The 13,246-nt window shown below is 41.8% G+C and carries 13 protein-coding genes; 12 read left to right on the forward strand and 1 reads right to left on the reverse strand.

The annotated features are described in order from the left end of the window. The first annotated feature begins 111 nt into the window (after positions 1-111). Positions 112-960 carry a pyridoxamine kinase gene (locus P7J49_RS05225; RefSeq protein ID WP_408569791.1) on the forward strand — a complete coding sequence of 283 codons (849 nt, stop codon included), beginning with the start codon at positions 112-114 and terminating at the stop codon, positions 958-960. Next, positions 957-1,502, forward strand: coding sequence for an ECF transporter S component (locus P7J49_RS05230; RefSeq protein ID WP_408569793.1), 546 nt, complete (start codon positions 957-959; stop codon positions 1,500-1,502). The genes P7J49_RS05225 and P7J49_RS05230 overlap by 4 nt, the downstream gene beginning before the upstream one ends. 54 nt (positions 1,503-1,556) lie before the next feature. Here P7J49_RS05230 and P7J49_RS05235 read toward each other — a convergent pair whose 3' ends face one another. Continuing rightward, a complete protein-coding gene (locus P7J49_RS05235; RefSeq protein WP_408569795.1) occupies positions 1,557-2,360 on the reverse strand; it encodes a peptidylprolyl isomerase in 804 nt (267 codons plus the stop codon). A gap of 142 nt (positions 2,361-2,502) precedes the next feature. Here P7J49_RS05235 and P7J49_RS05240 point away from each other — a divergent pair, with 142 nt between their 5' ends. From P7J49_RS05240 to P7J49_RS05285, 10 genes are all read left to right on the forward strand, one after another. Then, the gene (locus tag P7J49_RS05240) at positions 2,503-2,856 is read left to right on the forward strand and encodes a DUF2500 domain-containing protein (RefSeq protein WP_408569796.1); all 354 of its coding nucleotides are present in this window, start codon (positions 2,503-2,505) and stop codon (positions 2,854-2,856) included. An 84-nt stretch (positions 2,857-2,940) separates the two neighbouring features. Then, positions 2,941-3,318 (forward strand): VOC family protein, encoded by a 378-nt coding sequence (locus P7J49_RS05245; protein WP_105156762.1) that lies wholly within the window; start codon positions 2,941-2,943, stop codon positions 3,316-3,318. Next, complete coding sequence (locus P7J49_RS05250; protein WP_398590327.1) at positions 3,319-3,864, forward strand: hypothetical protein; 546 nt, start codon at positions 3,319-3,321, stop codon at positions 3,862-3,864. Positions 3,865-4,020: 156 nt separating this feature from the next. Beyond that, the gene (locus tag P7J49_RS05255) at positions 4,021-5,007 is read left to right on the forward strand and encodes a LacI family DNA-binding transcriptional regulator (RefSeq protein ID WP_408569798.1); all 987 of its coding nucleotides are present in this window, start codon (positions 4,021-4,023) and stop codon (positions 5,005-5,007) included. A gap of 155 nt (positions 5,008-5,162) precedes the next feature. After that, positions 5,163-6,083 (forward strand): ABC transporter permease, encoded by a 921-nt coding sequence (locus tag P7J49_RS05260; RefSeq protein WP_024376773.1) that lies wholly within the window; start codon positions 5,163-5,165, stop codon positions 6,081-6,083. 9 nt (positions 6,084-6,092) lie between these two features. Next, positions 6,093-6,980: a carbohydrate ABC transporter permease gene (locus P7J49_RS05265; RefSeq protein ID WP_023369721.1), complete on the forward strand. Its 888-nt coding sequence runs from the start codon at positions 6,093-6,095 to the stop codon at positions 6,978-6,980. Positions 6,981-7,125: 145 nt separating this feature from the next. Continuing rightward, on the forward strand, positions 7,126-8,736 hold the full coding sequence (locus tag P7J49_RS05270; protein WP_408569800.1) for an ABC transporter substrate-binding protein: 1,611 nt from the start codon (positions 7,126-7,128) through the stop codon (positions 8,734-8,736). A gap of 18 nt (positions 8,737-8,754) precedes the next feature. Beyond that, positions 8,755-10,107 (forward strand): glycoside hydrolase family 32 protein, encoded by a 1,353-nt coding sequence (locus P7J49_RS05275; RefSeq protein WP_408569802.1) that lies wholly within the window; start codon positions 8,755-8,757, stop codon positions 10,105-10,107. 122 nt (positions 10,108-10,229) lie between these two features. Next, entirely contained in the window at positions 10,230-12,599 is a 2,370-nt protein-coding gene (locus tag P7J49_RS05280; RefSeq protein WP_408569804.1) for a DNA translocase FtsK, read from the forward strand. Then, positions 12,599-12,985 (forward strand): VOC family protein, encoded by a 387-nt coding sequence (locus tag P7J49_RS05285; protein ID WP_408569806.1) that lies wholly within the window; start codon positions 12,599-12,601, stop codon positions 12,983-12,985. The genes P7J49_RS05280 and P7J49_RS05285 overlap by 1 nt, the downstream gene beginning before the upstream one ends. Positions 12,986-13,246: the final 261 nt, after the last annotated feature.

The following is a 13,246-nucleotide window of genomic DNA, read 5'->3' on the forward strand; positions in this document are numbered from 1 at the left end:
TATTATAAGGTTTCAGCCATCTGTCCCCATACAATTTCTGATAAGAGTTATTGAAAAGCTCGTGAAAATACTTTACAATTTTGTTTAAGAAAAATAATTTAGGAGGTTGTTATGGTTCAGCGATTATTGCTTGCAAATGATTTGCCTGGTGTGGGTAAGGTTGCCCTAGCCACTAGTATCCCAATTGCAGCAGCCTGTCAGGTAGAAACGATTCTTTTACCAACGGTACTACTTTCTTCTCATACGGGTGGTTTTCCAGATGTTGTCGTTGAAGATATGACTGACTTGAATCAAGCCTATTTTGAACAGTGGAAGAACTTGAATTTGGAGTTGGCAGGTATCTTGTCTGGCTACTGTAGAAATCCTCAGCAACTAAGTCAATTGGCTATGTATGCCAAACAAACAGAGACACCATTGATTGTTGATCCGGTCATGGGGGATGGAGGGAAGTTGTATTCAGGTTTCACATCTACCTATGTAGAAGCCATGAAAGAGTTGATCCAGTCAGCCAAGCTCATTCTCCCCAATGTAACAGAGGCAGCTTTTTTGACAGGGAGGGATTATTTGGGAGCTTGCTACGATAGGGCGGCTATTGAGGACTTACTGGAAGCTTTAGCAGAGCAGGTGTCTGCAGATATTGTACTGACAGGGATTTCCTTTGATGATAGCCAAATAGGTGTAGCCTATTTTCAGCAGGAAACAGGGGAAATAACTACCTATATGTCTAAAAAATATCCAGCAAATTTCTTTGGAACAGGTGACATTCTATCTACCTTGTTGGCAGTAGCAACCATCCAACAAATCAATCTCCATCAAGCTATCCCTCTAGCTTTAGATTTTATCGACAAGAGTTTAGAGCGTACTCTTGCTTTGGATAGAGACTTGAAATTTGGGATTTCCTTTGAACCTTTTCTAGCAGAATTACAGCAGGCATTTCAAACATTAAAGGAGAAATTATGAAACAGAATCAATTGCGTCAATTAACAGAAATTAGCCTATTTGCAGCCCTTATTTGTGTGGTTGTCTTCTTTATTCGTATTCCTTTTGGGAGTCAATTTGTCCATCTAGGCAATGCTCTGGTGGTAGTAGGAGTACTAATCTTTGGTGCCAAAAAAGGGGCGCTGGCAGCCTCACTCGGTCTAGGCATCTTCGATTTACTGTCGGGATATGCTTCCGTTGCTTGGATTACCATTCTAGAATCACTCATTGTCTGTTTTGTCCTCCACCTATTTTATGAGAAATTCCTACAGGCAAACGATAGTCTATCAAATATTATGTTGGTTGGAATTGTTGCGGCAATTACAAAAATTATCTTGAACCTATTGAAGTATACATTAACGGGAAGTTTTGTCGGAGGGTTAACCTTCTCAGCTTCCTTCCTCGCAGCTTTGGGTAGAATCTTAGGAACCTATGGCACTGCAATTACGACCATCATTGCTGTACCAATCCTCTATCAAGTATTCAAGGGTTTATATAATGGAAAACAAGGAAAGCAATTGTAATAAAAAATGAAAACTTGAGGAAATTCTCAAGTTTTCATTTTTTATTGGTCTGACCTAGTTAGTGTAGTCTTTAATGATCTCAATTGACTCAATCTTAACATCTGTTTTTGGTTTATCATTGTTATCCGTCTCAACAGAAGCAATCTTGTCGACGACATCCATCCCTTCAATGACTTGACCAAATACGGTATGCTTGCCATCTAAGTTTGGATTGCCTCCGTTTTTATAAGCGTCAATGATTTTACCAGGATAGCTAGAACTAGAGAGTTGGCTAGACATGTCTGTTGTATTTTGATTGATGAAAAACTGACTTCCATTTGTTCCTGCACCAGCATTTGCCATAGAAAGTGAGCCACGAATGTTATAAAGGAAAGCTGAAATCTCGTCTTTAAAACCATTTCCATCATCGATAGTAGTATCTTTTCCAGCCCAGATAGACTCTCCACCAGTACCATTTCCAAGAGGATCGCCACCTTGAATCATGAAATCCTTAATGACACGATGGAAGATTATTCCATTATAGTACCCTTCCTTGGCATGAGTCAGAAAGTTTTCCACAGTTAGCGGAGCTTGCTCGGGGAAGAGTTTGATAGTGATGTCGCCTTCGGTTGTTTTTATTTTAACAGCAGCCTCATTTTCACCAATTTCATTGGAAAGTTGGGGGAATGTAGCTTTAGGATTGTTAATGGCGTATGCCAAATCTTTGGCATATTGGCTAGAAGCAGTTGTGTCAGCTGTCGTAGTCGAGCTTGAACTAGAGCTAGATGCTGTAGAAGATGAGCTATTAGCTGTCGAGTTGTTTGTACAGGCAGTTAGCAAGATGCTCGAAGCTAGAGCAAGAGCTAGTATTTTTTTCATTGAAAATCCTTTCTTGTCTTGTTCAAAATTATGCTCATTCTACCATGAAATATGGATTTTTTCAATTTTTATCTAGTATAAAAAGCGTATCTAAAACAATAATATGATATACTATATTTACAGATGCGAAAGGAGAATAATGATGTTTGAGAACTTGTTTGGCCCAGATGGAAGCCTAGTATGGCATACGGTCCTTTTCTACAGTTTTTCCGCAATCATATTAGCGACGGTTTGTTTCCATATTATTAAAAATTTTATGGAATGGCACCACAACAATCGGGCGCCCAAAGAATCTTGCAAGGCTAAGCTTGTCTCTAAACGAACCCATGTTTTTGGTAACGAAGTAGCACGAACCAATTATTATGTAACGTTTGAATGGGAGGGAAAACGGCAGGAATTTCGCCTTCGTTCAGATGAATATGCCCTTTTAGCAGAGGGAGATGTAGGCACCCTGCATTTTCAGGGGACTCGTTTCCTAGGTTTTGAACGGCTCTAAGAGTCGTTTTTCTTTGGAGAATATCTCTATCTAGTGTATAATGGTTTGAACACATGTTCGTACAACGCAAAAGAGGTATTTAAGATGATTCAATCAATCGGACAAGTTATGTTATATGTGAATGATATTGAGGCTTCAGCTCAATTTTGGAAAGAGAAAATGGGATTTGAACGTGTAGAAAAACAAGTGCAAGGCCCCCAAACTTCTTACATTATTGCACCTAAATCAGACAGTGAGGTACAATTTGTACTTCATGATAAGGCAGAGGTTGCTGAAATGGAGTCAGAATTAAACTTAGGTACACCATCAATCTTAATGACATCAGTAGATGTAGCCAAAACTTACGAAGAACTTGTTGAACGTGGTGTCACAACGAATCCAGTCATGGACCTTGGTTTCATGAAGGTAATTAGCTTTGCAGACAATGATGGAAATTATTACGCAATTCGTGAGGTAAAGTAAATGTCACTCCAGAATCGTGTTGAAGAAATGTATAAAGACCACGAGGTCAAACCCTATATTTCCCCTGAGCGTGACTTGGCAGCCTGGCTTTTGGAGGCCAAGCCCGTTCCCAAACGCAATATGATTCGTCTGCAAGAAGGAATTTTGCCAGGAGATATTATTTTGCTATGGCGGATTAGCCTGGGTTCTTTTGAAACGACGACACCCTACTCCAAGTACTTTGAGTACATGTATGGTATCAATGGTCCTGCTCACATGGAGCAGTTGATCGCAGACGGTTATGCCTATATGGAGTCAGCCTTTGATTCGCTGGACCACATCACCTCCACTGCCAAGAAAAATATCCTCAAAGCAGAGGGTGTGACAGGCCTATCCAAGATGAAGGCGGCCGACCTTGACACTGCCCTCAAGGACAACTTGACGGAAGAAAAGTTAGCTCCATACTTTACTGTCCGAGGTTATGCCCTGACGGAAAAAGGCAGAGCTGCACTCGATAATCACCCAGAAGTGCTTGCAAAACACCCAATGAAGAAGATGTACAAATAAAATAGGAAAGATTTTTAAACGGCACCCAAAAGTTAGAATCATTCTAGCTTTTTGGGTGTTTTTATTTGCTAACAAGTCAATTTTTCTTGACAGAAAACGCTATCAATGATATTCTAGTGTAAATTATTGAAACGTTTCAAAAGAAAGGGGTAAACCATGGAAGAGCAAAAATCAATCACCATGAAAGACGTTGCGCGGGTTGCTGGTGTAAGCGTTGGGACTGTATCAAGAGTTATCAACAATGAGCCAGGTATTAAGGAAAGTACGCTTGAAAAAGTCAATACAGCCATTAAGGAATTGAATTACATCCCAGATGTCTATGCTCGTGGCATGAAGAAGAACAAAACCGAAACCATCGCTTTGATTATTCCGACAGTTTGGCATCCTTTTTTTGGAGAATTTGCCTATCATGTTGAAGTGGAACTGAGTAAGAAAAATTACAAGTTGCTCCTTTGCAACATTTCTGGTCCAAAAAGGGAACTGGATTATCTGACTATGCTGCAACAAAACAAGGTAGACGGCATTATCGCTATCACCTATAGCCCGATTGATGATTACCTATCGTCCAATATTCCTTTTGTGAGTATCGACCGTACCTACGAAAATAAGGCCATCCCTTGTGTCAGTTCGGACAACCAAGCAGGAGCGGAGCTGGCAGCGGACACCTTGATTGCAAAAGGAGGTCGACATTTTGCCTTTATCGGTGGGCACAATAAAACTATCAATGAAACCAAAAAGCGTCGATTATACTTTGAAAAGCGGATTTTAGAAGCAGGTTTTCCTTGTCAGGTCTTGGACATGGAAGAGCCTTATGATGACTTTGTCGCTCAAGTCGAAGCCTTTTTGCTTAAAAATCCACAGGTTGACGCCATTTTCACCATCAATGATTTTGTAGCTTTAGACACACTTGCTGTCTTGGAAAAACTGGGACGACGGGTTCCAGAAGATGTGCAGGTGATTGGCTATGATGGTATTCAGTTGGCAAGTGAAAAATCTTTAGCCCTTTCGACCATTCGTCAACCGTTAGAAAGAATGGCTCAAGAAGCAGTGGCTTGTTTGATTGATATCATTGATAGAAAAGGGCAACCACAACAAATCACCTTGCCGATTTCCTATGTTGAAGGAAAAACTACAAAAAATTGAAAATAGGGGTTGACAGAAAACGGTTACAATGGTAAAATAAAATCATCAATAAACAGTTGGTTTTATTTTTACAAGAAAAATGAAACGTTTCAAAAAGAGGTTCACATCCTCTTTCTAAAATCAAAAAATTTGAAACGTTTCAAAAAGGAGTTCTTATGAAAACATCAAAACTGCAACAAGCTAGTCTATTCGATAGAATCAAGCAACAGAAACTCTTGTTACTGATGTTACTACCTGGCTTGGTCTTGACCTTCATCTTCCGTTACATTCCTATGTACGGGGTGCTGATTGCCTTTAAAGACTATAATCCTTTAAAAGGGGTGCTTGGTAGTGAGTGGATTGGGTTTGAAGAGTTTACCAAGTTTCTCTCTTCTCCAAATTTCGGCACTTTACTTGCCAACACCTTGAAATTGAGTGTCTACGGTCTGCTCCTAGGATTTCTTCCTCCGATAATTTTGGCTATCATGCTCAATCAACTATTGAGCGACAAGGCTAAAAAACGGATTCAGTTGGTGCTGTATGCTCCAAACTTTATCTCAGTCGTGGTCATCGTCGGTATGATTTTCCTCTTCTTCTCAGTAGGAGGACCGGTCAATTCCATCCTAGGTATGTTTGGCATTGAAGCCAACTTCCTGACAGACCCTGATTTCTTTAGACCCCTCTACATCCTCAGTGGTATCTGGCAGGGAATGGGGTGGGCGTCAACACTCTACACGGCTACCTTGGTCAATGTCGATCCGGCCTTGATTGAAGCAGCGAAGCTAGACGGTGCCAATATCTTCCAACGTATCTGGCATATTGACTTACCGGCACTGAAACCAGTTATGGTCATTCAGTTTATCTTAGCAGCTGGGGGCATCATGAACGTTGGTTACGAAAAAGCCTTTCTGATGCAGACTTCCCTCAATCTGACTAGCTCTGAAATCATTTCAACCTATGTCTATAAAATCGGTTTGGTGTCAGGGGACTACTCTTACTCAACAGCGGTTGGTCTCTTCAACGCCCTCATCAATATCATTCTTTTGATTGCAGTGAATAAGATTGTCCAACGAGTCAATGACGGACAAGGCTTATAGGAGGTTCGTATGAATACACAAATGTACACAAAATTTGACAAGCGAATGCTGATTGTCAATAAAATCTTGCTGGCATTTCTTGTTCTCATAACAGTTGTGCCTATGGTCTATATCTTAGTAGCGTCCTTCATGGATCCGCAGGCCTTGGTCAGCAAGGGAATTAGCTTTGATCCAAAGGATTGGACCGTAGAAGGTTATCAACGGGTATTTTCAGACAAGTCTATCCTACGCGGATTTTTCAACTCCCTCTTTTATTCCTTCTCCTTTGCCTTTGTGACCGTGGCTATCTCAGTCATGACTGCCTACCCGCTCTCTAAAAAAGATTTGGTTGGGAAAAAATGGATTAATGCCTTCCTCGTTTTCACCATGTTCTTCGGTGGTGGACTTGTTCCGACCTATCTATTGGTCAAAGATTTGGGTATGCTGAACACCGTCTGGGCCATTATTATCCCTGGTGCGGTCAATGTTTGGAATATCATCTTGGCACGGACCTATTTCCAAGGCTTGCCAGATGAATTAGTAGAAGCAGCGGTAATGGATGGTGCCAATGAATTTCAGATTTTCTGGAAAATCATGATTCCACTAGCTAAGCCAATTATGTTTGTGCTCTTCCTCTATGCCTTTGTCGGTCAATGGAATTCTTACTTTGATGCCATGATTTACATCAAGGATCCAGACTTGGAGCCACTCCAACTAGTACTTCGTAAAATCCTCATTCAAAGTGAGCCTGCTAAGGATATGATTGGGGCCCAGGCTGCTATGAACGAAATGAAACGAATCGCAGAAATGATTAAGTATGCGACTATTGTCATCTCTAGCTTGCCACTCATTGTCATGTATCCATTCTTCCAGAAATACTTTGACAAGGGGATTATGGCTGGTTCATTAAAAGGTTAATAAACATCTTCCATTTTCTCTTTTCTTACGTCGTTAACTCACTTTGCCGTACTTCAGTACAGCCTTCAGCTCGTTGCCTAGTAATAAAAGGAAAATGAAAGATATTCTAAAAAATCAATTTACAAATTATAGGAGGTTGTTTCTGATGAAACACAAATTTGGAAAAACAGTTGTTACGCTTCTTGCAAGTACCGTTTTATTAGCTGCTTGTGGTTCAAAAAATACTGCATCAAGCCCTGATTATGAATTAAAGGATGTTCAGTTCCCTTTGGAAAAATCCGTCACACTTAAGTTTATGACAGCTAGTTCACCTCTAGCTCCAGCTGATCCGAATGACAAGTTGATTTTCCAACGTCTTGAGGAAGAAACTGGCGTTCATATTGATTGGACCAACTACCAGTCAGACTTTGGTGAAAAGCGGAACTTGGACATCGCTTCAGGTGATTTGCCAGATGCCATCCATAACGACGGTGCTTCCGATGTGGAATTGATGAACTGGGCAAAACAAGGTGTTATTGTACCAGTTGAAGACTTGATTGATGAGCATATGCCAAACCTCAAGAAAATTTTGGATGAAAATCCAGAGTACCGTTCCATGATTACAGCACCAGACGGTCATATCTACTCATTCCCATGGATTGAAGAGCTAGGTGAAGGCAAGGAGTCTATCCATACTGTCAGCGATATTGCTTGGATTAACAAGGAATGGTTGGACAAGCTTGGTCTTGACATGCCAAAAACAACAGATGACTTGATCAAGGTCTTGGAAGCCTTCAAGACAAAAGATCCAAACGGCAACGGTAAGGCAGATGAAATCCCAATGTCCTTTGTCAACGGTAACGGCGGCGAAGACTTCAAGATTCTCTTTGGTGCCTTTGGCGTCGGTGATAACGATGAACATATCGTCGTAAACAATGACGGTACCGTTGACTTTACAGCGGACAATGAAGATTACAAAGAAGGTATTGAATTTATGCGTACCCTTCAAGAAAAAGGACTCATTGACCCAGAAGCCTTTGAGCATGACTGGAATACTTACTTGGCTAAGGGAAGCGAAAATCTCTATGGTGTTTACTTCACTTGGGACAAGGCAAATATCACTGGTATGAATGATACCTATGACATCTTGCCAGTCTTGGCGGGTCCTGATGGAACCAAGCACATTACTCGTACAAACGGTATGGGCTTCCAACGTGACCGCATGGTCATCACATCAGCTAATAAAAACTTGGAATTAACTGCCAAGTGGATTGATGCCCAATACGCTCCGCTCCAATCTGTTCAAAACAACTGGGGTACCTATGGTGATGAAACCCAACAAAACATCTTCGAATACGATGAAGCTACAGATAGCTTGAAACATTTGCCGTTGAACGGTACTGCACCGGGTGAATTGCGTCAGAAGACAGAAGTTGGTGGACCGCTTGCAATTCTTGATGAATACTACGGTACAGTGACAACCATGCCAGACGATGCTAAATGGCGTTTGGATTTGATGCACGAAACCTATCTTGACTATGTAACAAACGATGATATTTACCCTCGTGTCTTCATGGAACAAGAAGATTTGGATAAGATTGCTCAAGTTGAAGCAGATATGAACGACTTCATCTACCGCAAGCGTGCAGAATGGATTGTTAACGGCGGCATTGAAGAAGAATGGGATAGCTATTTGAAAGAATTGGAAAGCTACGGTCTGTCTGACTGGTTAGCTATCAAGCAAAAATACTACGATCAATACAAAGAAAATCAGTAATCAAAAAGGAGGCGGCCTGTGAAAACAGTTGAAAAAGCCAATGCATATATTCAAACAGAAAAAGTAACCCTTGATCCGACATTTAGACCAGAGCGTCATTTTGTTCCAGAAATTGGCTGGATCAATGACCCGAATGGATTTGTCTATTTCAAAGGAGAATACCACCTCTTTTATCAATTCAATCCCTATGAAAGTGTTTGGGGACCAATGCATTGGGGCCATGCCAAAAGTAAGGACTTGGTCAACTGGGAACAACTTCCAGTTGCCCTAGCTCCTGATAAAGCTTACGATAAAGACGGCTGTTTCTCGGGCTCTGCCATTGTCAAAGATGATGTCCTCTGGCTCATGTACACAGGTCACATCGTCAATGAAGACGGGACGGTTAGTCAAGTTCAGAACATGGCCTTCTCAACTGACGGTATTCACTTTGAAAAAATAGAGCAGAATCCAGTCGCAACAGCAGATGGACTGCCAGAAGAAGTCATTGCCAATGACTTCCGCGATCCGAAGATTTTTGAGAAAGATGGTCACTACTACTCTGTTGTCGCAACCAAGCACAAGGACAATGTCGGCTGTATCGTCTTACTCAGCTCTCCCAACCTGACGGATTGGAAATTTGAGTCTATCTTCTTGAAAGGCGAGGCCAACCAAGGGTTTGTCTGGGAATGTCCTGACTACTTTGAAGTGGACGGTCAAGAGTACCTGATTATCTCTCCAATGCGTTACCAAAAAGACGGGAATGACTTTATCAATATCAACTCCAATATCTTTGTGACAGGTCATGTAGACTGGGATAAAAAGGTCTTTGTGGCAGAATCCTTCAAAGAAATTGACCACGGACATGACTTCTACGCAGCTCAGACTACCGAATGTCCAGAAGGGGAACGTATTATGATTGCCTGGATGCATACATGGGGTCGCAAGTTGGTGACCAATGACCTAGGCCATAAGTGGTACGGTCAGATGACCCTTCCACGCATTCTCAAGAAGACTGAAAACGGATTGCACCAAGTTCTGCCAACAAGTGTCTTGGAAGCCTTCAAGGATATTGAAATTGGACAAAGTATCCAAGGTCCAAGCAAGCTCTCTCTTAAATTGGAAGACAGTCTGGATCTAAAACTTGGAAGCGACCAAGATTACCTGCAATTCGGTTACGATAAGGAAAGCCAAGAAGTCTACATTGACCGTAGTCACCTTAAGATCCAGCAAGCTGGTGAAGAGGAATGGTCAACGGTTCGCCGAGCAGTTTCTGTTCAAGCGACAGACTTGTTGGTCTTGGTTGACACCAACTGTGTGGAAATCCTTGTCAACGGCGGTCAAGAAACCTTGACCTCAACCTTCTATGTAGAAGGTGAGCGAGCAATTAAATAATATTGTCTCCCCTAAATTATTCTTTCACTCCAAGAGAAACCCTGTATTTGCAGGGTTTTTTCTATCATGAAAATTCTTCCCGATTATGATAAAATAAAGAGATTGAGAAAGTTGAGGATTTTATGGCAAAAACAAGTAAAAAAGGAAAGGCTACGAGGCGACCAACCAAGGCAGAATTAGCACAGCAAGAACGTGTTAAAAATATCACCCTTCGAGTATTGGGGCTTTTATTCATTGCCTTTGCAGCCAGTCGCTTAGGTGTGTTTGGAGTGACCAGCTACAATATTTTCCGGCTATTATTTGGTAGTCTGGCCTATCTATTATTGGCGGGTGCATTTATCTACCTTCTTATTCCCAAAGTCTTACGCGAAAGAGAAGGGACCATATCGGGCTTCTGGCTGATTGTTATCGGGTTATTAATTGAATTTCAGGCTTATTTAGACTGGACCTATCAAGGGAGTGACCTATTCGGTCATACTCTAAAATTGGCCTTGTCAGACCTAGCTAAGTTTCAGGTAACAGCATTTCTAGGCGGAGGGATGATTGGAAGCATCTTCTATCTGCCAGTCTCCTTCCTCTTTGCAAATGTCGGTTCCTTCTTCATCGGTCTTCTAGTGATAGCATTTGGTATCTTTTTTGTAAGCCCATGGTCTGTTTATGATGTTGCCGATGGCTTGGCGGTTGCCAAAGATAAGTTGGCGGAGACGCAGGTAAAAAGAGCAGAGCTTCGAACACAGAAGAAAGCAGAACGAGAAGAAAAACGCCAGCAAGAATTAGCTCGTCTAGAAGAGGAACGCCTTCGTCTAGAGGAAGAGGAAGAGTCAGCTCGGGCTTTGGCACTGGTAGATAGACATGTCGATTTAGAAACGGGTGAAATCCTAGAAGAAGAGCCTGTTCAAGTACCGATTATTTCAGAATATGACCACTTAGACATAGAAGATGAATTTCCTATTATGTTGGCAGAAGATGACCAACCAGCACAATCAAACTCGGCAAGCCAGGATTCTGAACCAAATGAGTTTGAGACGGACGAGGCAGATGTGCAGATTGATTTCAAGCCTAAGCAGAGACTAGCATATAAACTTCCGTCCATAGACTTATTTGCTCCTATAAAAGCTAAGAGTCAGTCCAATGAAAAACGGATTGTTCGCCAGAATATTAAAGTTTTAGAAGACACCTTTGCCAGTTTTGGAATCAAGGTGGTGGTTGAGCGTGCTGAGATTGGACCATCGGTAACCAAGTATGAAGTCAAACCAGCAGTCGGTGTCCGAGTCAATCGGATTTCTAACCTAGCTGATGACTTGGCTCTAGCTCTTGCGGCTAAAGATGTCCGTATTGAAGCTCCTATCCCAGGAAAATCTCTGGTCGGTATTGAAGTTCCAAACTCCGAAGTGGCTACAGTACCTTTCCGTGAGCTCTGGGAACAATCTAAAACAGACCCAGACAAGCTTCTGGAAATTCCTCTCGGTAAGGCTGTAAATGGCTCCGTCCGTTCCTTTAACCTAGCACGTATGCCCCATCTATTGGTGGCTGGTTCAACTGGTTCAGGGAAGTCTGTTGCTGTCAACGGTATCATCTCTTCAATTCTCATGAAAGCTGGTCCAGACCAAGTTAAGTTCATGATGATTGACCCCAAAATGGTCGAGTTATCGGTCTATAATGATATTCCCCACCTATTGATTCCCGTTGTGACCAACCCACGCAAGGCTGCTCGAGCTCTTCAAAAAGTAGTGGATGAAATGGAGAAACGCTATGAGTTGTTTAGTCAAATTGGTGTCCGAAACTTAGAAGGTTATAATGCGAAGGTCGAAGAATTTAATAGCCGTTCAGAAGAGAAACAGATTCCTCTTCCTCTCATTGTGGTAATCGTAGATGAGTTGGCAGACTTGATGATGGTAGCCAGCAAGGAAGTGGAAGATGCCATTATTCGCTTGGGACAGAAAGCTCGTGCGGCAGGTATCCACATGATTCTTGCTACCCAGCGACCATCTGTTGATGTTATTTCAGGCTTGATTAAAGCCAATGTACCATCTCGTATCGCCTTTGCCGTATCAAGCGGTACAGACAGTCGGACGATTCTAGATGAAAACGGTGCTGAAAAACTCTTGGGTCGCGGTGACATGCTCTTTAAACCGATTGATGAAAACCATCCAGTCCGCTTGCAAGGTTCCTTTATATCCGATGATGATGTAGAAGCGATAGTTGGCTTTATCAAGGATCAGGCAGATGCAGATTATGATGAATCCTTTGATCCTGGTGAAGTGGCAGAAGGTGATGGCGATGCAGGTTTTGGTGATGCTGGAGGAGATCCACTTTTCAACGAAGCACGTGCCTTGGTAGTTGAGACACAAAAAGCCAGCGCCTCTATGATTCAACGACGCTTGTCTGTTGGTTTTAACAGGGCAACACGCCTCATGGAAGAGCTAGAAGCAGCGGGTGTCATTGGTCCAGCTGAAGGAACAAAACCTAGAAAGGTATTGGAAACACAATAATGAAATTTGATGCTGTTCATCATATTGCAATTATCGGTAGTGACTATGACAAAACAAGAGAATTTTATGTTGAAAAACTAGGCTTTGAACAGGTGGATGAACATATTCGCCCAGAAAAAAATGATATTCTCTTCAATGTTAAAAAAGGAAATCTGGTCTTGGAAATCTTCATCAAACCAGATGCACCAATGCGTCCGGCCATGCCCAATCCTGAACATACAGGTCTACGCCATCTAGCCTTCCAGGTTGCAGATGTGGAAGCCTGTCTGGAAGAGTTTGACCGTTTGGGCATTCGACACGAAGCCCTTCGTACAGATGATTTTGATGGTAAAAAAATGGCCTTCTTCTTTGATCCAGATGGCCTCCCTCTAGAAATTCATGAATAAGTCCATCTTTTCATGCCCAGAGAGGCCTATCAATATGACAACTAATTAATACTCTTAGAAAATCAAAATCATACGCTGTTGACTTGATTTGATGAACGTCAGTTCTATCTATAGACAATATGTAAAGACCCCCAGTTGAGAATTCGTGGATTTACCTGTACACTAGAATAAAAAAACAATCAATTTCTAACAGGAATTACCACACTCAATTGGAGGTCTTATATGTTTCATTTTACCACACTTTTCATCGGAATGGATGTT

It is taken from the genome of Streptococcus suis (assembly GCF_046032515.1).
Taxonomy (GTDB): Bacteria; Bacillota; Bacilli; order Lactobacillales; family Streptococcaceae; genus Streptococcus; species Streptococcus suis_AL.